This is a genomic window from Sporosarcina sp. CAU 1771, from assembly GCF_054482775.1.
The window spans coordinates 83,668-103,603 of sequence record NZ_JBTLRN010000008.1; the positions used below are offsets into that span (position 1 = coordinate 83,668).

General features: G+C 39.9%; 20 protein-coding genes. 7 read left to right on the forward strand and 13 right to left on the reverse strand.

Features of this window, described 5'->3' with window-relative positions; genetic code table 11:
• The first annotated feature begins 82 nt into the window (after positions 1 to 82).
• A complete protein-coding gene (locus ACXYMX_RS08275) occupies positions 83 to 1,249 on the forward strand; it encodes a class I SAM-dependent methyltransferase (RefSeq protein ID WP_459043778.1) in 1,167 nt (388 codons plus the stop codon).
• Positions 1,250 to 1,335: 86 nt separating this feature from the next.
• Here ACXYMX_RS08275 and ACXYMX_RS08280 read toward each other — a convergent pair whose 3' ends face one another.
• Positions 1,336 to 2,364, reverse strand: a complete 1,029-nt coding sequence (locus ACXYMX_RS08280; protein ID WP_459043779.1) for an NADP-dependent oxidoreductase — start codon at positions 2,362 to 2,364, stop codon at positions 1,336 to 1,338.
• Positions 2,365 to 2,517: 153 nt separating this feature from the next.
• Between ACXYMX_RS08280 and ACXYMX_RS08285 the strand changes: the two genes are divergently transcribed.
• The gene (locus ACXYMX_RS08285) at positions 2,518 to 2,889 is read left to right on the forward strand and encodes a winged helix-turn-helix transcriptional regulator (RefSeq protein WP_459043780.1); all 372 of its coding nucleotides are present in this window, start codon (positions 2,518 to 2,520) and stop codon (positions 2,887 to 2,889) included.
• Positions 2,890 to 2,901: 12 nt separating this feature from the next.
• A complete protein-coding gene (locus tag ACXYMX_RS08290) occupies positions 2,902 to 3,918 on the forward strand; it encodes an LLM class flavin-dependent oxidoreductase (RefSeq protein ID WP_459043781.1) in 1,017 nt (338 codons plus the stop codon).
• Positions 3,919 to 3,964: 46 nt separating this feature from the next.
• Here ACXYMX_RS08290 and ACXYMX_RS08295 read toward each other — a convergent pair whose 3' ends face one another.
• The 6 genes from ACXYMX_RS08295 to ACXYMX_RS08320 form a co-directional block, all read right to left on the reverse strand.
• The gene (locus ACXYMX_RS08295; RefSeq protein WP_459043782.1) at positions 3,965 to 4,627 is read right to left on the reverse strand and encodes a Dph6-related ATP pyrophosphatase; all 663 of its coding nucleotides are present in this window, start codon (positions 4,625 to 4,627) and stop codon (positions 3,965 to 3,967) included.
• Positions 4,624 to 5,625 carry a GNAT family N-acetyltransferase gene (locus tag ACXYMX_RS08300; RefSeq protein WP_459043783.1) on the reverse strand — a complete coding sequence of 334 codons (1,002 nt, stop codon included), beginning with the start codon at positions 5,623 to 5,625 and terminating at the stop codon, positions 4,624 to 4,626. Before ACXYMX_RS08300 ends, ACXYMX_RS08295 begins: the two co-directional genes overlap by 4 nt.
• Positions 5,626 to 5,814: 189 nt before the next feature.
• Positions 5,815 to 7,191 carry a class II fumarate hydratase gene (fumC, locus tag ACXYMX_RS08305; RefSeq protein WP_459043784.1) on the reverse strand — a complete coding sequence of 459 codons (1,377 nt, stop codon included), beginning with the start codon at positions 7,189 to 7,191 and terminating at the stop codon, positions 5,815 to 5,817.
• 94 nt (positions 7,192 to 7,285) lie between these two features.
• Positions 7,286 to 8,218 (reverse strand): HD-GYP domain-containing protein, encoded by a 933-nt coding sequence (locus ACXYMX_RS08310; RefSeq protein ID WP_459043785.1) that lies wholly within the window; start codon positions 8,216 to 8,218, stop codon positions 7,286 to 7,288.
• A gap of 569 nt (positions 8,219 to 8,787) precedes the next feature.
• Complete coding sequence (locus ACXYMX_RS08315) at positions 8,788 to 10,326, reverse strand: flotillin family protein (RefSeq protein ID WP_459043786.1); 1,539 nt, start codon at positions 10,324 to 10,326, stop codon at positions 8,788 to 8,790.
• 18 nt (positions 10,327 to 10,344) lie between these two features.
• Entirely contained in the window at positions 10,345 to 10,887 is a 543-nt protein-coding gene (locus ACXYMX_RS08320; protein ID WP_459043787.1) for a hypothetical protein, read from the reverse strand.
• Between the two features lie 446 nt (positions 10,888 to 11,333).
• Between ACXYMX_RS08320 and ACXYMX_RS08325 the strand changes: the two genes are divergently transcribed.
• Positions 11,334 to 11,534 (forward strand): cold-shock protein, encoded by a 201-nt coding sequence (locus tag ACXYMX_RS08325; RefSeq protein ID WP_067205063.1) that lies wholly within the window; start codon positions 11,334 to 11,336, stop codon positions 11,532 to 11,534.
• 836 nt (positions 11,535 to 12,370) lie between these two features.
• Positions 12,371 to 14,497 (forward strand): MMPL family transporter, encoded by a 2,127-nt coding sequence (locus tag ACXYMX_RS08330; protein ID WP_459043788.1) that lies wholly within the window; start codon positions 12,371 to 12,373, stop codon positions 14,495 to 14,497.
• A gap of 45 nt (positions 14,498 to 14,542) precedes the next feature.
• Here ACXYMX_RS08330 and ACXYMX_RS08335 read toward each other — a convergent pair whose 3' ends face one another.
• The 4 genes from ACXYMX_RS08335 to ACXYMX_RS08350 form a co-directional block, all read right to left on the reverse strand.
• Positions 14,543 to 14,698, reverse strand: coding sequence for a hypothetical protein (locus ACXYMX_RS08335; protein ID WP_459043789.1), 156 nt, complete (start codon positions 14,696 to 14,698; stop codon positions 14,543 to 14,545).
• A complete protein-coding gene (locus tag ACXYMX_RS08340; protein WP_459043790.1) occupies positions 14,695 to 15,180 on the reverse strand; it encodes a hypothetical protein in 486 nt (161 codons plus the stop codon). Before ACXYMX_RS08340 ends, ACXYMX_RS08335 begins: the two co-directional genes overlap by 4 nt.
• 43 nt (positions 15,181 to 15,223) lie before the next feature.
• Positions 15,224 to 15,880, reverse strand: a complete 657-nt coding sequence (locus tag ACXYMX_RS08345) for a pentapeptide repeat-containing protein (protein WP_459043791.1) — start codon at positions 15,878 to 15,880, stop codon at positions 15,224 to 15,226.
• A gap of 65 nt (positions 15,881 to 15,945) precedes the next feature.
• Positions 15,946 to 16,839 (reverse strand): methyltransferase domain-containing protein, encoded by an 894-nt coding sequence (locus tag ACXYMX_RS08350; protein WP_459043792.1) that lies wholly within the window; start codon positions 16,837 to 16,839, stop codon positions 15,946 to 15,948.
• 204 nt (positions 16,840 to 17,043) lie between these two features.
• Here ACXYMX_RS08350 and ACXYMX_RS08355 point away from each other — a divergent pair, with 204 nt between their 5' ends.
• The gene (locus ACXYMX_RS08355; protein ID WP_459043793.1) at positions 17,044 to 18,171 is read left to right on the forward strand and encodes a CAP domain-containing protein; all 1,128 of its coding nucleotides are present in this window, start codon (positions 17,044 to 17,046) and stop codon (positions 18,169 to 18,171) included.
• A 6-nt stretch (positions 18,172 to 18,177) separates the two neighbouring features.
• On the opposite strand, the gene ACXYMX_RS08360 is transcribed toward ACXYMX_RS08355, so the two are convergent.
• Positions 18,178 to 18,729 carry a superoxide dismutase family protein gene (locus tag ACXYMX_RS08360; protein ID WP_459043794.1) on the reverse strand — a complete coding sequence of 184 codons (552 nt, stop codon included), beginning with the start codon at positions 18,727 to 18,729 and terminating at the stop codon, positions 18,178 to 18,180.
• A 122-nt stretch (positions 18,730 to 18,851) separates the two neighbouring features.
• Positions 18,852 to 19,535 carry a phosphoribosylaminoimidazolesuccinocarboxamide synthase gene (locus tag ACXYMX_RS08365; RefSeq protein WP_459043795.1) on the reverse strand — a complete coding sequence of 228 codons (684 nt, stop codon included), beginning with the start codon at positions 19,533 to 19,535 and terminating at the stop codon, positions 18,852 to 18,854.
• A 179-nt stretch (positions 19,536 to 19,714) separates the two neighbouring features.
• Here ACXYMX_RS08365 and ACXYMX_RS08370 point away from each other — a divergent pair, with 179 nt between their 5' ends.
• Complete coding sequence (locus ACXYMX_RS08370; RefSeq protein WP_459043796.1) at positions 19,715 to 19,936, forward strand: heavy-metal-associated domain-containing protein; 222 nt, start codon at positions 19,715 to 19,717, stop codon at positions 19,934 to 19,936.

A 19,936-nucleotide genomic window follows, 5' to 3' on the forward strand; every position in this document is an offset into this window, starting at 1 on the left:
AGGAAAGGAGTTGGCCAACGCTGACTCCTTTTTGTTATGCTTGGAGTACAAATCATGCAGTGCACTAAAAGGAGCGTCAAAAATGAATTTTGAAGAACTAGTAAATACACTCGTAGAACGGTTAACAGATGGTACGTTCATAGGAGGGACAATTAGCCAATCCCGATCAAAATCAGATGACTTAAAACGGATTCGGCTGAAGCCAATTGAGTTGCGCGGAGAACTGCATATTCAATTTGAGTATCAGTATGAGCGCGTTTTAAATCACGAGAATATCCAATTCCATGAACTGCATCCGGTGTTACTAAAAGTACTAGAAGGATTCAGACAAATACACTTAGAATTTACAGACGAAAAAGTTCATGCACAACTTTCAAAAAAATTTAAAGTGATGTGGAAATCTGAAGGAACAGCATCATCGAAAGTACCTGACCTCTCTCATAATCGAAAGAAAAACTACTTGCTCGATGAAAATCAATTGTATCCATTTCTCGTTCGTCTCGGTGTTCAAACGCCAGATGGCAAAGTAAGAAAACAAAAACACGACAAATTTAGACAGATTAATCGGTTTGTTGAGTTCATTGATGATTCACTAGAACATTTACCGAAGGACCGTACCATTCGTATTCTAGATTTCGGTTCAGGAAAGTCTTATTTGACGTTTGCTCTCTATCATTATCTTCGAATTGAAAAAGGGCTAGACATTAACGTAACTGGTCTGGATTTGAAAAAGGAAGTAATTGAGGAATGCAATCTTATCGCGAAGGACTTGGGATACGAGCAACTGGAATTTCTTGTAGGTGACATTAATGATTTTAATGAAGAGACTTCCGTCGATATGATGGTTACTTTACACGCTTGCGACGTTGCGACAGATATGGCACTTGCGCGAGCTGTCAAATGGGGCGCAAATGTAATTTTAAGCGTACCTTGTTGCCAGCATGAACTTTTTTCACAAATCAACTCCCCTGCACTAGATAGTATGCTGCAACACGGATTAATAAAAGAACGTTTTTCCGCGCTCGCTACAGATTCCATGCGGGCACAACTTTTATCCTTAGTTGGTTACGAAGCACAATTACTAGAGTTTATCGATATGGAGCACACGCCGAAAAACATCTTAATCCGAGCGTACTTAACGGGTAGAAAAGCATCCGTTTCTGAACACGAAAAGTATATTGAGTTCCGCAACTTACTAAACGCTAAACCATTTCTTGAGAAAGAATTAGGTAGTTTATTGAGAAGCTAACTAAAATTAAAAAGAAGATGACATTGGCAATCACCCAAATTTCATCTTCTTTTCATTAAATTCTATTCGCTGTTACTGGTTCGACTTTACAGTTTTGCAATTTCAGGATCTGCAACTTTAACTAGCTGTTTACCAAGATTCGTTCCTTTAAACAATCCGAGAAATGCTTCAGGAATATTTTCAAATCCTTCTACAATCGTTTCCTCATATTTCAATTTACCTTCGGATACCCATTTACCAAGATCCGTTGCAGCGGTATTAAAATCAGCTGCATAGTCACCGATTGTAAATCCTTTCATAAGTGCACTCGTCTTTATCATCGCAGACTGGATTCGTGGCCCCATATCTTGACCTTCCATATTATAAGATGAAATCGCCCCACATAGTGGAATGCGCGCGTGCTTATTTAATAAGCCAAAAACAGCATCTGTCACATCTCCACCTACATTATCGAAATACACATCGACACCATTAGGTAAAGCTTTTGTCAGTTCGGTTTTAAAATTATCTTTTTTGTAATTAACTGCAGCATCAAAACCTAGCTCTTCTTTCAAGTAAGCTATTTTTTCATCTGTTCCTGCAATACCTACGACTTTAGCGCCTTTCAATTTGGCGATCTGCCCCACAATCGATCCAACTGCTCCTGCTGCTCCTGATACTACGACGGTTTCACCCTCTTGTGGTTTACCAATATCAAGCAATCCAAAATATGCAGTTAGACCGGGCATGCCCAATATCCCTAAATGTGTGCTTATCGGTGCGACTGCTGGATCTACTTTCCGAATTTCTTTCTCAGATGCAGCCGTATATTCTGCCCATTTGAGATTCCCTAAAACGACATCTCCTGGTTGGAAAGCATCTGATTTTGATTCAATAACTTCACCTACAACTCCACCCGTAATTGCTTCATTGAGCACAAATGGCGGTATGTATGACTTTCTATCTTGCATACGCCCCCGCATATATGGATCTACAGATACATAAAGCGTTCGCACCAGTACTTCTTTGTCTTTGAGATTCGGTATGGGTAGCTCTTTGAATTCAAAATCTGCCGCTGATGGCATTCCTACTGGTCGGTTCGCTAAGTGAATTTCTTGTTGTGTTGTTTGTTTCATTCTATATTCCTCCTCGTGTGTATTAAGTGCAATTTATTCAAACAAGTAATATACTTACTAAAGGTAATCTTAACTTTAAGGTTACTATTAGTAATCTTGTTTGTCAATTCTAACCGATCTAAAGGATCACTATTAAGAAGTGGAGGTTAAATCATGGACAAGCACATAGGTATCAGCCAAACATCTAATCAACAAAAGAAACAATTAAGTTGTGACAGTTTTCACGGAACAATCGAGTTCATCGGAAAAAGATGGATGGGCATCATTATCTATCACTTATTGGATGGTCCTAAGAGATATTATGAATTAGCAGAAACAATTGAAGGGATTTCAGATCGTTTATTAACGGAGCGTCTACGTGAATTAGAAGCTCAAGGTTTTGTCTTAAAAAAGACAGCTGGTCCCGGCACAAGAAGAGTTGAATATGAATTGACAAGTATAGGAAGAGACATGGAAGAAATCATTCAAGCAATCCGTAATTGGGTCAAGGTTCACGGCTGTTCTACGAGTGAAAAAGAAGTTTAAGGAGAGATGAGTATGATTACAAATACAGCGAAGAAGTTTAATGGTGTACCTTTATCTGTACTTGATTTAGCAATGATTAATGAGGGAAGTCATGCGGGCGAGTCCTTTAAGAATAGTGTTGACCTTGCGCAACATGTGGAAGATTGGGGGTTTAACCGCTACTGGCTGGCTGAACATCATAATATGCCAGGCGTTGCTAGTTCAGCGACTTCGGTTATTATCGGACATATCGCTGGAGCGACGAAGTCCATGCGAATAGGTTCAGGTGGAATTATGCTACCTAACCACGCTCCGCTTATTATTGCAGAACAGTTCGGTACATTAGAAGCCATTTATCCGAATCGAATCGACCTCGGAATCGGACGTGCACCCGGTAGTGATCAAGCAACTGCTTATGCACTTCGCCGTACATTGCATAGTAGTGCAGAACAATTCCCTGAACAACTTGCGGAACTTCGTGCTTTTTTTGCCGACGATCCGACGATGCGAGTTCGAGCAGTTCCCGGTGGTGGTCAAGACATTCCGATTTGGTTACTTGGATCCAGTGATTTTAGTGCACGTTTATCTGCAGAACTTGGCTTACCTTTTTCATTCGCAAGTCATTTCGCACCTCAATTTGCGATGCAAGCGTTACAAATTTACCACCAGAACTTTAAGCCATCTAAAGCACTTAAAGAACCTTACGTCATGATGGGAATCAGTCTAGTCGCGGCAGACACCGACGAAGAGGCACGCTATTTAGCAACATCTACACAACAGCAATTCTTAAGTTTACGTACAGGAAATCCGACTCAGTTTAAACCACCTATCAAAGATCCGAAAACATTTTGGACGCCTCATGAACAGGCTGCCGCTGAACAAATGTTGGAATCACCTTCAACGATTGTAGGAGGCCCCGATACAGTCAAAAAGAAATTGGATGCTTTTTTACAAGCGACAAAAGCAAATGAATTTATCATAAGTACAGGGACTTACGATCATGCAGCTCGACTACGTTCCTACGAAATACTCGGAGAGTTTATGGAATAGAAAAATGAAAAGACAGCTTCCAAGAATACTGGAGGCTGTCCATTCATTACGTTTTACTCAACTCGACATCCATGAATATATAATTCTCTCGTTCATGCTGACCTGAAAAAATAACCGGAACTCTTTCCGAAAAAATTGGACCATCCACAACTACTGTATGAAATTCACCAGATTCTCCGCATGAATCAATACCTAGTTCCTCCAGTTCATCCATCAATTCGAGCGTGAATTTACGGCCAATAAACTTACCTGGCATCATTTTTGTGTTGACAACGACAATATAAGCCTCAAATCCACTAGTTACAAATTCCTCTAACAACTTTCTACGTGGTTCCATCCACAAAGGATGTACAGCTTCCATTTCTACTTTGGCACACGTCTTTTGCACCCATTCTAAATGATCAATAAGATCGATGTCTCCAAAAACCCCGTGCTCAATACCTGCGTCTTTACATTCTTTCATTGCATCCAAAAATTCTGCTTCATAACTACCCCAATCCGCACCGCGAATCATTAGTGGAACACCTAGACTTTTAGCCTGCGCTTCAATAACTTCGGGTGGAAGGGCGTGTGATTTGGAGCGCTCTTTGTCCTCTTCAAACATCGTCCAAAGTCTTTTCGGGATAGCGCCTGATTGGATAGCGCGATGATATGCAAGTGCAGAATCTTTCCCGCCACTCCAAGAGGCAACAAACGGCTTATTTTTCATTGGACACCGTCCGCCCACGAAATCCGCGGATCTACCTTGCGCACCATACGAATCATATACGATTGGAACCCACGTTTCGGCCAGAAATACGACGCGAGTGGGTTTGGTGTATGCCAATCCGCCATAATATACTTAGTGCCTTGGTCTTCAACTTCGCTAAAACAATAATCGGCAATGGCCTTTCCAATTCCTTTACCTCGCATATCGGTATTTGTCGATGCCGCCGCTAAGTGGACAGCGTTTTCCGGCGTGACTAACGAGTTACCTGACTCCGCTGGGTAATAGACATGGAATGCTGCTGTAATCCCATTTTGCTCAGCAATCCACATACTCACGTCTGGATCCGATGCGAGTTCTGCATAGGATTTACGCACTTTATCAAGTGACTCTTTCGTTATCGGATGCCACGCGGGTGCCGATGCCTGATGAATCGAGTTCCAAGGCGCCATCTTTTTTAATAAAGAAATGTCCTTCTCCTCTACTTGACGGAATGTTACTTTTGCCGTCCCATCGCTTTTAGCAATGTAATTCTCAAGTGGTAAAACCGCATATCTTTGATCAAACCTAAATGATTGTTCAAGTAATTCAAGAATTACAGGATTATCTCCCACTGGAACAAATAGGACGTGTTCGAAATACCCATTGCGCACCCACTCCGCTCCAGCTTCCGCATACATAAGACGTACAAGTCTCGGGTGTTCAGTATCCTTTATAACGAGTGATGCATAACTAACAGATACATGTCGTCCCCTTGTCGCATTTTGCTTAAATTCGTATAATAAATAGCCAATTACTTCATCATCACGTAATGTGACAAGTCCCGCTGTATATGGTTTTTGAGTTTCTTCCGTCACTATTTTTGTTGCTTCTTCTGCACTTTCATAACTACTAGGTAAAAAGGAAAATTGTTGCCTTTCTTTAGCATGTCTTGCAGCAAGAAGTACTGCCATTTGTGGTATGTATTTTTCTTCAAATTGAACAAATCGAATAACCGACATCCTCATCCCTCCGTTCGTAGTTATTCTAATTATACCATGTTTTCACTTGAATTCTCTTTCATTGACAGAATATTCTTTGGCGCCCGCTAATAAAAAGACAGACACTAGATTAAGTGTCTGTCCGGGTTACCTCTATTAAGAAGGCATTGCTGGATTAGTTGGTTCTGCGTAGCCTTCTTAAGGGGGTGATTAAATCATTTTTGATGGATCAACGTACTCATCGAATTGCTCTTCCGTTAGAAGACCTGTTTTCAGCGCTGCTTCCTTCAATGTAGATCCTGCTGCATGTGCTGCTTTTGCAATTTTAGCCGCATTCTCATAACCGATATGTGGATTAAGTGCCGTAACAAGCATTAATGAGTTCTTCACATGGTTGTCAATCACTTCACGGTTCGGTTCGATACCTACTGCACAGTTATCATTAAAGCTAATCATTGCATCCGAAAGAAGTGTTACTGACTGCAAGAAGTTATAGATGATTACTGGCTTATAGACGTTCAATTCAAAGTTTCCTTGGCTCGCTGCAAATCCAATCGTTGCGTCGTTACCCATTACTTGTGCAACAACCATTGTAATTGCTTCACTTTGAGTCGGGTTTACTTTACCTGGCATGATTGAACTTCCTGGCTCATTTTCAGGAATTGTAATTTCACCGATACCTGAACGTGGACCACTTGCCAACCAACGAACATCGTTTGCAATTTTCATAATGTCCGCTGCTAATGCTTTAATCGCACCGTGTACAAAAACAACTTCATCGTAACTTGTAAGTGAATGGAATTTATTTTGTGCTGAAGTAAATTCAATATCTACCGCTTTACTAATTTCCTCTGCAACTTTGTCTCCGAAACCTGCTGGCGCATTCAGTCCCGTTCCAACTGCAGTTCCACCAATTGCAAGTTCTTTCATTGAGTCAACGCTTGCTACGATCATTTGCTCCGTTTTTTCTAGCATACGGTACCAACCGCTAATTTCCTGACCCAAAGTTAACGGTGTCGCATCTTGTAAGTGCGTACGACCAATTTTTATGATATCCATAAATTCTTCAGACTTTTTACCAAGTGTTTCTTTTAATTTACCGATTGCTGGTACCAATTGATTTTCAACTGCAAGTACGCCTGCAACGTGAAGAGCTGTCGGGAATGTATCATTTGAACTTTGTGACTTGTTTACATCGTCATTTGGGTGCAAACGATCTTCTTCGCCCCACTCTTCAAGCAGTTGGTTTCCGCGGTAAGCTAATACTTCGTTCATGTTCATATTCGACTGTGTTCCGCTTCCAGTTTGCCAAACAACTAACGGGAAATGGTCATCTAATTTACCTGAAATAACTTCATCTGCAGCCGCAGAGATTGCTTTCATTTTAGCTTCAGAAATATTTCCATGTGAATGACTCGCAATTGCAGCTGATTTTTTCAAAAGAGCAAATGCATGAACTACGCCAATCGGCATTTTTTCTCCGCCAATTTTAAAGTTTTGTTTGCTCCGTTGTGTTTGCGCACCCCACAGCTTGTCCGCAGGTACTTTAATTTCACCAAATGTGTCATGTTCGATACGATAATCCATTTTTATTCCGCCTTTCAGTTATGTATAGTTCGATTCCTTTTCAATTATAGCACGCAATTGTAATTTTATTCTGAACAACTGACTGGTTAAGTTTTCATTTCCACTTGCCTTCATTTTTCCTAAGTATTGATAAAAACACATCAACAACATTAGGGTTGAATTGTGTTCCTTTTCCACTGATTAGTTCTTGCATCGCTTCTTCGATTGGCATAGCTTTTTTGTATACACGGTCTGTCGTCATTGCATCGAATGCGTCAACAACCGCGACAATAGAAGCTTCGCGTGATATCTCATCCCCTTTTAAGCCATGAGGATACCCTTTCCCATCGTAGCGTTCATGATGTTGCTCAACAATAAAGGCTGCTTTTCGTAGCTTTTCAACCCTGTGATTGAGCATGATTTTTGCGCCTTCCGTCGTATGCGCTTTCATAATTGACCATTCCTCGGGCGTCAAGCTCCCTGGTTTGTTGAGTATTTCTTGTGGAACCGAACGCTTACCGATGTCATGAAAATAAGCTCCCCATCTAAGCGTCAACAGATTTTCTTTCGGCAAATCAAGTTCTGTCCATACTTTAATAGAATAGTCTTTGATGCGATTGCAATGCATATACGTATATCCATCCAACTTCTCTATGGCGTCTGCTTCTTTTTGCAAGATTTGTGTTTCAAAAAATCCAGGCTCAAAAACTTTAGCCGTATTCTTAATAAGTATTTCAACGTCCGTAAGAGCGTGAAACAAAATTGTTTTATTAAACAGCGAGGCATTAATTAATTCCCCTACTTCTAACTCCCGGCGAATCCCTTCATACCCCATTTCGACTCTGCCGGCCAGAATCAAATATGTTTCAATCGTGTCAATTGTGGAGTTTAGGTTGTAGTGGACCCAAAGTGTCCGATCCTTATGTAACGAGTACAATGCATTTGATAATCCATCCCACCGCCCAAGTAAGACTGCTTCTGCATATCCGAGGCGCAACACGAGATATCCGTTATGATCGTAATTGTGATATGAGATATTCGTTAACACATAGACCATCACCCTTCATGATTTGGGAATTCAGCCTTTTATAAATGCATTCTCTACTTCTTAATTAAAATCCGTGAAATCTATTGAACCATCTATTATTATACCGATTATTCAATAACTTTCATATGCTTATTTTTAGTTTCCAGAATACACATATACCTACCTCAATATTTAGTAGGATTTTACTCAATCTCGTAGACGGGTGTGATTTATCGGCGGTGGAGGGGCGGATATCGGCGGACTCTCCAGGTATATCGGCGCTCCAGTCATCGATATCGGCGCAGCAACGGCATATATCGGCGCTTCTTTCACACTTATCGGCGAAACAGGCCTTTTGACATATAAAAAGAAGCCGAACCACAACAACATCGTGGCCGGACTCTTCCTCGTAGAATCTGCAGGGATATCGGCGGATCCTCCAGGTATATCAGCGCTCCCGTCGGCGATATCGGCGAAGCAACGGCATATATCGGCGCTTCTTTCACACTTATCGGCGAAACAGGCCTTTTGACACATAAAAAGAAGCCCGAACCACAACAACATCGTGGCCGGACTCTTCCTCGTAGAACTTATTCTTCTTCGTCAACTATCACTTCTGCAACTGGTTGTTTTGCTGCTCGAACTTCATTTGCCAACTGATCAAGACTTGGTCGAAGAGTTCCTTTGCCTGCATAACTCTCAAGCATTTCTTTTACATCAATGCCCGCTGTTTCTTTTAATGTTTCTTGTAGTGTAGACATAAGGTTCGTTGCGTAAGAGGTCACTTTGTTTGCACCGCCGCCTTCTCCCCCACCTGTGTCAACAACTGTAATCTTATCGATATTGCTTAGTGGACTAGCAATTTGCTTCGCGTATTCAGGAATCATGTGGACAATCATATCAAGCATCGCAGCCTGACCATATTGTTCAAATGCTTCTGCAATTTTACGCTTCGCTTCGGCTTCTGCTAAACCTTTCAGACGAATAATATCTGCTTCAGATTCACCCTGTGCGCGTAAAGAGTCAGCTTTAGCTGTTCCATCGAGACGGACTTTTTCTGCATCGGCTTTTGCTCTTGCTTCAATACCATATTTTTCAGCATCTGATTCTGCCATACGTCTTGATTTATCTGCTTCAGCATTTTGTTCAATTGCATAACGATCCGCATCCGCTTTCTTCTTCACTTCAGAATCATATTGTTTCTCACGGCGTAAAATTTCTTTTTCTTCGAGTTCAATTTGCTTTTGACGTTCTATGATTTGAATTTGCATCTCTTGTTCCATTACTTCTTGCTTGGAACGAGCAGATTGAAGTTCGTAAGCTTGGTCGGCTCGCGCCTTCGCAACATCTTGCTCTAAACGATACTCTGCAACTTTCAACTCGTTTTCTTTTTGTGCTTCTGCAATTTCAGTCGCACGCTCAATTTCAGCTTTTTGAGCTTCTTTAGATGCTTCAGCATTTTTAATACGTGTTTCTTTTTCAGCTTCTACTGTAGCAATGTCTGCGTCACGCTTCACTTGAGCAATACGCGGCTTCCCTAGTGAATCGAGGTACCCATTTTTATCTCGGACATCTTTAATTGTAAATGAAACGATGACAAGTCCCATTTTCGAGAGATCCTGTGATGCAACACGTTGTACTTCTTGGGAGAACATATCCCGATTTTTATAGATTTCTTCTACTGTCATTGACCCTAGAATTGAACGTAAATGTCCTTCTAATACTTCTTTTGCTTCGTTTTCACGATCTTCTTTCGACTTCCCTAAAAATTGCTCAGCAGCTGTTGCGATTTCAGAGATTGATCCACCAATTTTAATAATCGCCGTTCCATCTGCCATAACTGGAACACCTTGCTCTGTATACACTTCAGGTGTCGTTACTTCGAGCTTGCTCGATAAAAGACTAAGTGGCTTAGCTTGTTGAAAAACAGGAAATACAAATGTACCTCCACCACGAATTATTTTGACTCGGTTTCCTGAATCATCTGTATGTACATTTTTCGATCCAAGATAACTTCCTGTAACGATTAACGCTTCATCAGGTCCAACTGTCTTGTACTTTGAAATATAAATCAAAACAACTGATAATAAGACAAATGCGACTACCCCAAGTACGATAATAATTTCCATTCCAATTCCCCCTAAATTTTAGTCGTTATCTGCAAAGCGAAAAGGTTCATACTCTTTAACGATAAATGTTCCTTGCTTCACATCGATAACTAATACTTCTTTTCCGTAGTCAATTGGTGCATTTTCATATCCTGATGCTCTCTTTGCAATTGTTCCGTTTACCGTTTCGATTGTTATTTCACCAAATCCATCAATAGGCACCGGGACAATTACCTTTCCAACTTGCCCTTTTAAGGACTCGTCAGTATATGCAAGAGATACTTCAGCTGAACGTAGTGGTAATAAAACAAAGAAATAAAGAAGTAGATCGAGAATAAATGATGTTATTAATGCGACTACTAGAATAATACCACTTGTCCAGTTCGTAACAAGCTCCAAAATATAACCAACAGCACCGACGAACGTTATGAATGATAGAATAACTGCTGGATCTAAAAACGGACTAAATTCTCCAATCCCTTCAGCCATATCACTAATAAAAAAATAGAGCACTGTTGAAATTCCCGCAACGATTAAAGTAATTAAATATACTTGAAGAATCGGCATTCCGAACAGTTCCATTTCATCACCTCCAAATTCTTTATTCTTTGTATTACCTATACATACGTTAATCGAATCAAGAAGTTTCAATTTAACAAAAATTAATTTATTATGCTGAGTTCATTCTTCATAGTAGTTTTCTAACCTTCAACGTTAATCCATAATTTAATTTTAATGAGAAATGTTGGTGCATATAGCTTTGCCTACCAAACCCATTCCTACAAGAATATTTAAATCGTCCGAATACTAAGTTTTTACTGTCAAAATCCACTTAAATTAACCATCAGTTTCTCGTCTGTCGTTTTAAACTTAATCATTTAGCTTGCATTTCCAATGTAGCCGTGTTATTCTTAAGAAGAATTATTTTTGTTCGGCGCGATGGTCACAGAATAAATCTTGACCGCTTCAAGACTTGAGCAAGGATAGTAACACAATGTGTGCACAATGCACACGAGGAGGATACACACATGGAACAAGGTAAAGTTAAATGGTTTAACGCAGAAAAAGGTTTTGGCTTCATCGAGCGTGAAGATGGCGACGACGTATTCGTACATTTCTCAGCTATTCAAGGAGAAGGCTTCAAGTCTCTTGAAGAAGGTCAAGACGTAACGTTTGAAATCGAGCAAGGCCAACGCGGTCTACAAGCTACAAACGTTAACAAAAACTAATTTGAATTAACCATTCAAAAGTCATTCTCTTCGGAGGATGGCTTTTTTCTTTGCGTTTTTATATGATCAAAAGATACTTCAAGATGGTGGTGTCATAGTATCTGGCATTTTCTTGACTTTATAATGTCTCGCCTTTTCACGATATTATCCGCTCCACAGTCGGATGTCAGCCCTTTCCTCGCGATTGTCCGCTCTTTCAATCGGAATGTACGCTCTTTTAATGATAATGGCCGCTCCCCAGACGGATGTCAGCCCTTTTCACGATAATGTCCGCTCCCCGGACGGATGTCAGCCCTTTCCTAGCGATTGTCCGCTCTTTCTATCGGAATGTCAGCGCTTTAAACGATAATGTCCGCTCCCCAGTCGGATGTCAGCCCTTTCCACGCGATTGTCAGCTCTTTCAATCGGAATGTCAGCGCTTTAAACGATAATGTCCGCTCCCCAGTCGGATGTCAGCCCTTTCCACGTGATTGTCCGCTCTTTCAATCAGAATGTCAGCCCTTTTCACGATAATGTCCGCTCTTTCAATCGGAATGTCAGCCCTTTTAACGATAATGTCCGCTCCCCGAACGGATGTCAGCCCTTTCCTCGCGATTGTTCGCTCTTTCTATCGGAATGTACGCTCTTTTCACGATATTGTCCGCTCCCCAGTCGGATGTCAGCCCTTTCCTTGATATTCCTCTACTTAACTCCTCTATAAGTTACCGCTTTATCTACAAAATATAAGTCTCTAAACATTCTTCTATATTAAGTATTCGTTATAGGACATTTCTCTTTGCATCCGTTACTATATAAGAATAGACTCCACTTTTTACATAGAAAGGAAGATTAACTTAATGCTGCATTTAGCCAATTTTGTAACTCGTGCTTATAAATATATTATTGTTGCGTGGATTATCATTTTTGCTGTACTTACTTATTTTGCACTTCAACTTCCAAACATGCTTGAAGGCGATGGTTTTCGAATGGATGGAGAACACTCCGAAGTAATGGACACCATTTCAGAAACATTTGATATGCCAAAAGAATCGATGCTCCTCGTTTTCGATCAAGTGGACGATGAAAAGATAACGTCAGCTTTGGAGAAAGTCGAAAAACTGGACGTTGCTTCTGAAATTGTTTCACCTTTAGATGACAACTCACTTTACAAAAAGGATATATCCTATGCACTCCTTCATTTCGATGATAATGCTGAGCACATGCCAGATATTGTAGCTGATATTCGTGAAACCATTGGAGACGAATCAGGCATTACCCTGACAGGTGCGTCAGCTATTTCCAAGGATATCAATGCAGCGAGTCAAAATGATTTGATCACAGCTGAAGCAATTGGATTACCAATCGCAATTATTATTTTGCTTTTTGCATTTGGAACTGTCGTCGCGTCATTTGTACCACTCATGATTGGAATCGTTACAGTTGTATCTTCCTTCGGTATACTGACATTTCTCGGCGGACAAACAGATTTGTCCATCTTTGTTCTAAATATTATACCAATGCTTGGGTTAGCACTCAGTATAGACTTTGCACTTTTATTCATTAGCCGCTACCGCGAAGAACGACTCTTAGGTAACTTTGATGGCGCCGTTTCAACAACGATTCAAACAGCCGGAAAGTCAGTTATCTTCTCCGCGTTTTGTGTATTCATCGGCCTCGGCGCAATGATGCTCATCCAAGTGGATTTATTTCAAAACATAGCAATGGGTGGAATGATTGTTGTTTCCATGGCTGTGCTTTGTTCGATAACCCTTCTTCCATCTATACTCATCGCATTAGGTGATCGCATTGATAAGTGGAGAGTATTGAAAGTTAAAACGAACGGTTCAGATCGTTGGAGAAACTTTGCAAAATTTGTTATTAAACGTCCTGTATCGATTATAGTTGTTGCGTTAGTATTACTTGGAATTTCTTTGATTCCAGTCAAAAATATGATTCTTACAATCCCAACAATTGACTCTTTACCGGAATCTTATGACTCAAGACAAGCATTCGAAAGGATAGAAGATGAATTCGGACTCTCCAATCAATCTTCTATATATATGATTGCTGAACGTTCTGACGGCTGGGAAGATGAAGAGGGAATCCAAGCAATGCATGCACTTGAAAAAGAGCTGACGGATGACAAATTTGTCGATCAGGTCACTACGATTTTTACGCTTGGTGAAATCGGGTCTGCAGAAGAGTGGACGCAAGCGATGATGGTTCCCGAGGTTGAAGCTTCCCTCACACCTCTTTTGGAGACATTCGTCAAAGATAAACAGTTAATGATCCCTGTTACCCTATCTATTAAAGGTGATTCAACAGAAGCGCAAGATTGGGTGCGGGATTGGTCTGAAAAAGAAACCGACTGGAATCTAACGATAGGCGGCCAACCAAAATTCAGCCAAGAAATCTTTGATGAGATTTGGAATAAAATCGGTTATGTGCTTGCATTAATAATTGTCTCTACATTCTTTATATTGATGTTTGCATTTAGATCTTTAATTATTCCAGTGAAAGCCATTTTAATGAACATCGTTGGCTTATCCGCGACATTCGGTATACTTGTTTATATTTTCCAATATGGTCATTTTGGGATACCCGCAGGCACCATCGCACTCATTATTCCAGTGATTGTATTTAGTTTAGTTTTCGGATTAAGTATGGACTATGAAGTGTTTCTCATTTCGAGAATGCAAGAGGAATATGCACAGTCCTTTGATAACGACAAAGCTACCGTCGAAGGTCTAGCAACAACGAGTAAGGTTATTACATCCGCCGCCCTCATCATGATTGTTTTAACTGGTGCGTTTGCGTTTACGGACGTCATGCCCGTTAAGCAAATCGGTGTCGGTATCGCCATTGCCGTTGCAATAGATGCAACGATTATTCGACTACTGCTAGTACCTAGCCTAATGAAATTGTTTGGCAATTGGAATTGGTGGTTACCATTCGGTAAAGGTCTTTATAGAAAAAAGAAATAACAAAAAGCGCGTTGAGATGATAAAGTCTCAACGCGCTTTCTTTACTTATATAGTAAGCTCTAATTTTTCAGTATCGTTAATAACTTCTTGCTCCATCACACGAGGTCCTTTGTCAATTTCCGCTTTTATCGAAAAGTAAATTCCAGCGACTACTAAAATTACAAATAACACGAGTCCGATGACTAAATGCTTACCTTTCATTTTACATCACTGCTCAAAGGTACTTTTTTAAATTGCTCTTCTACCAAATAACCCTTAGCCTGATAATATTCACCAAAAGTCTCTTCCAAATTCAAGCCGTGATACAAATTCCAGAATCCGCCTTCTTCTTCGATAAGAACGAGCTCGATTCCCTCTCGACTCACCCATTTTTCTTCCACGGGTTGGTCAACTTCTTCAACTTCTTCTTCTGATAATCCCATAATTGAATCCGCAATTACTTTACGAAGTTCTTCCTCTGTTGCTTCGCGAATATTTACAAGACCACGTTCATCCGGATCGTAACCTGGCACATCTGCAAGATATACAAAACCATTCCCATTCGGGTGTAAATGTTGAATTACTACGGTTTTATCAAACAGACTTTCTTCGTAATGATAATTCACTCGCTTCATTGAAACCTCTTTGCGTTTCAATTCTGGGAACGATTCAATGATTGCTTGTTTTTCTTCAAATGTAAGCATAGTTGTCCACTCTTTTCCAATCTGATTTTCTTACAGTATACCATCAATCTTCCTTTACCATTAAGCCTAATACTCGAGCAAATCCAATCGCTTGCTCCCTAGATACAATGCAACCATCAATCTTTGACAGCGTGACTTCAATTCTCTCATACATACTGTCCGATAAGTCAATTCCAAACATATCTGTTTCTGCAAAGTTACTATTATCCATTTTACACATTGAAAAATGAACACCTTTAAATATGCATTCATAAAAGTCGCCATCAGCAATCGAACATTCCTTAAATTCAACTTCAGTCATTCTTGAAAAGCTAAAGGTGATGTATCGTCCATCGCATTCAGCAAACAACGTGTGCCCGATAGTTGCACTCGCAAAATTTGCCCCTGTTAATTTAGAATTTACAAATTCACAGCGATGAAAAACTGCATTTTCAAAGTTTACGTTCGAAAAATCACAGGTGTCAAATCGGACATCAACAAACTCAGAAGTACTTAGTTCGCTTCCCGCGAATGAAACATCTTTGAATACGACGTCGTCAAAACACAATCGTTCTCCTTCAATACTGGATATTATTCCACCATTGAAACGAACTCTTTCAGTATATCCCTCATCTTTCCATAGATCTTCTGCATCCATTTCTTCATGGATTCCCAAGGAGAGTTTGGGCAGATTCCGTTTTACGCTTCTCTTTTTAGACAAGTACATCCCCCCTTATCTGGTTTTCCACTCCGTAATAATTACAAATAAAACAACGACAACAATGGCTACAATGTAAAACCATCCTGGTACACTGCTGAACATGATGAATCCCCCTTCTTTCCTACCATAACCAGATAATCAATTGTAATAACGGGAATATCTGAGCTTGTCGCTTCTTCTAGCTTCTCTTCAGATGCCCCCCAAGAAAGGGGTGTCATTCGAATTAACTGCTCCAACAGCTCACGGTTAAGTGGAAATTCGTATGTAATTCGCTTTGTACTTACCAAATCAAATTGCGCTGAAAATCGTTCGACTGGATTCGACTCTTCTTTCGGCTCTTTTTCTTCATAAAACAGGGCGCGTAGTTCTTTCAAATAATTACTTTCTGGAACGACTTTGATTAATAACCCATCTGGATGTAGCAATCGTCTAAACTCTGTATAGTTAGCTGGGGATAACACATTAAAAATCGCATCGAACTGAGCATTTTCAAAGGGACAGTTCGCCAAATCAGCTACACACCAAGAAATCCCTGGATGCGTTTTCGCCGCAGTCGCCACTCCTTCTTTCGCTAAATCAATCCCAACCCCATGAACTTCAGCTGGCAATTGTGAAAGTACTTCAGCCAAATGCGAGCCTTCTCCACAGCCCGCGTCTAAGATTGATTTTGCTTTGCTTACCGTTACTACTTCTGTCATATATTGAAGTAGCGGATTGAAAAATCCACTCTCAATAATTTTTTTTCTTGCTTCAAAAAGAGACTTATCATACTTAGTCACATGTGCTTGCGGAGCTAAGTTGATATAGCCATTTTTTGACACATCAAACGAGTGATTTTCTGAACAAACCAATCGTGATTTATCTTCAACTGTCATTTTCATCTTACAAATAGGACATCTAAAGAACGTTGAAGTGTTTTCAAGTGCTAAAACATTCATCATTTTTTTGGATAAAGTCATTCGTTACAAGCTCCGATCTTTTGATATTCTTTAAGTATACATTTTTTATCTGTTTACAGGTAATACTCCGCATTTGATAGTATGTATACTTAATAAAACGTTCTCACTGTATCTATCCGTCCTTCACGGGTTACAATATAAAGAAGTCTTGGCCAGTATATAGAACAACACTGAAGACTGGGCGCAAATAAAGGGGAATACACAATGAAACGATTCTTTTTTCTAATTCTATTTATCATACTCATTTATATAGCAAAACCTTTTTGGGAGGAACCCGTATCAAAGTTTGTTGATATTTCTTTTCTTGAGCCTGTCGATGAAAAAGTTGAATCCTTTTTATCGAGTGACTTTTTATTCACAAGTGTGAATTCCGCGAGTGAACGTATCGATGAAGCGATTCAATTTTTATCATCCAAATTAAGCAAAGAAGAAACACCGGGTGAAGAAGTTAAAAAACCAGCTTTAGCAAAACCTACATCGACGCAATTCGCCATTCATAACTTAGAAATTGGAACGTCTGAAGCCGTCGTAACCACTAAACTGGGTGCACCGAATAGTCGTTCAAAAAATGAATATGGGACAGACTGGCTTACGTATCACGAAAACTATCAGAACTTCTTAATGATTTCATTCGATGAGAAGCAAAATGTGAATGCCATCTATACGAATGACGATTTAATTTCTTCAAGTACTGAAATAAGTTACGGATCACCAAAGGCAACCGTACGTGAAACACTAGGTGTGCCTCTGACTGAAATTCGTAAGGGCCTCAATATTTTTATTTTACAAGAAAGTGAAGGATTCGACTTATTTGAATTAGGCAATATATACGCCTATGTGTTTTATGATCTTCATAAAAACGATAGGGTAACAGCCATTCAACTGGTCACGAAAAAACTTGAACAACAAAAAACCGGCATGTACGCCGGCGGGGATTCTATACTTCAATACGGTTTTGAGCAGCAACTTTTTGATTTGACGAACGCGTCACGTGTCCGTAATAACTTGAATGCACTTACTTGGGATGACCGTGTTGCAGGCACTGCCCGTAAACATAGTATTGATATGGCAAAGGAAAACTATTTTGGTCATGATAACTTACAAGGCCTCTCACCATTTGACCGAATCAAACAAGATAAGATTTCCTTTCGTAGCGCTGGAGAAAATTTAGCATATGGACAATCCAGCAGTATTTTTGCACATGAAGGTCTCATGAATTCCCTTGGGCATCGTGAGAATATCCTACTAGACGGCTACAGCAATCTGGGTGTAGGTGTTTCTTTCAATGAAAAATCGCAACCATACTATACTGAAAACTTCATTTTAAAATAATATCTTTTAGGGATTAATTGCTGCACAAGCAATACGTGCACCCGAATCGCCAGATGGATCTGTTTTATAATCATCTACTTTTTCATGAATGACGAGAGAACTACCATCCGCATCAAGTAATGAGTTTTCAACATTTGGCATCAATGTGAATTCTTTCGTAGTCAATGTAATTTTAACGTCTCTGTCTGCCTCAACGACGATATTTGGTAAATCACCTGCATGAAACCCTTTCGGATTATCATATCCATGTTGTTTACTCGTTGGATTGAAGTGTCCACCTGCCGACTCAAAACCTGGGGGTGTACATTCGCCTTTTTCATGGATATGAGTCCCATGCAATCCAGGTGGGAGTCCTTCCGCTTCAATACTAATCGAAACACCTTCTCCAGTTTCGGAAAATACAGCTTCACCAATTTTTTTACCTTCAATATCCAGAATAGGTGCTGCAATTGTTTTATACTCAGTGCCGCTCACAGGCATCCAACCTACTTTTGGCGTGCAACCAGCTATAATAAACAGTGTAGAAAATAGACTAAGTAATATAGTATTTCTTTTCAAACCGATTCCTCCTTAAAAATACTCTTATAAAGGAGGATGGCTTAATTCTAAGGAAATATACATGACAAAAACCGGTTGATTATCCAAATGATAATTAACCGGTTTTTGTCATTCTATTCTCGTTAACTCAATACCAACTTTTCTAAATCCATAGGAGGGATATACGTTCCATCTTTATAGACTCGCATATTACCACCAGAAATTTCATCAATAAGCAAGATTTCTTTTGACTCGCTATCCCGACCAAACTCTAATTTAATATCATATAATTCTAGACCTTTTGCGGCAAGTTCATCTCTTACTAAATCTGAAACTACCTTAGTAAGAGCTTCAAGCGTGTCAAATTCTTCTTTGGATAAAATACCGAGTTGTGCCAGTCCATCTTGATTAATAGGTGGATCTTTTCTGTCGTCGTCCTTCAACGTCACTTCTACAAACGCATCAAGCGGTTGCCCTTCCTCACAATAAGCTCCGTATCTACGAAGAAAACTCCCAACAGCACGATATCGACAGATGACTTCAAGACCCTTTCCAAACATTTCTGCCGCACGAACCGTCATTGTTGCGTCTTCGATATTTGAATCGACGTAATGTGTTGGAATCTTTTTCTCTGCTAATTTCTTAAAGAAAAATGTCGTCATTCGAAGTCCCGATTGCCCAGCACCTTCAATTGTCAATCCGACTGTGTTCGCACCCGGATCAAAAACCCCGTCTTCCCCAGTAACATCGTCTTTAAATTTCAGCAACACATTGCCGCCATCTGCTTTGTATACATCTTTTGTCTTTCCCTTATAAATAAGCTCCATTGTCACATTCCCTTTCCATACGTCCAGTTCATATGTTAAGTATAAAACAATTTCGCAAGAAGAAAAAGGATTGTGGCAAAGTTTTTCAATTTACTTGATGCACGTCAAGGTTTCATTCTCCAATCCGTCCTATGATATAGACAGAAGCAAAACAACAAACAATTAGGAGGATGAGGAAAATGAAAAAAGTTGTATTTGGTTTAGAGCCACTTAGCTGTCCGTCATGTATTAAGAAAATTGAAGGGTCATTGAAAAAAATGGATGGTGTACAAGACGCCAAAGTATTATTTCACTCAGGAAAAGTACGTGCACAGTTTGATGACAGCATCGTTCAAGCAGAAGACATTCAAAATGTAATCGTTAAACTCGGGTATCCAGTACTTTCACAAAAAGTATCTTGA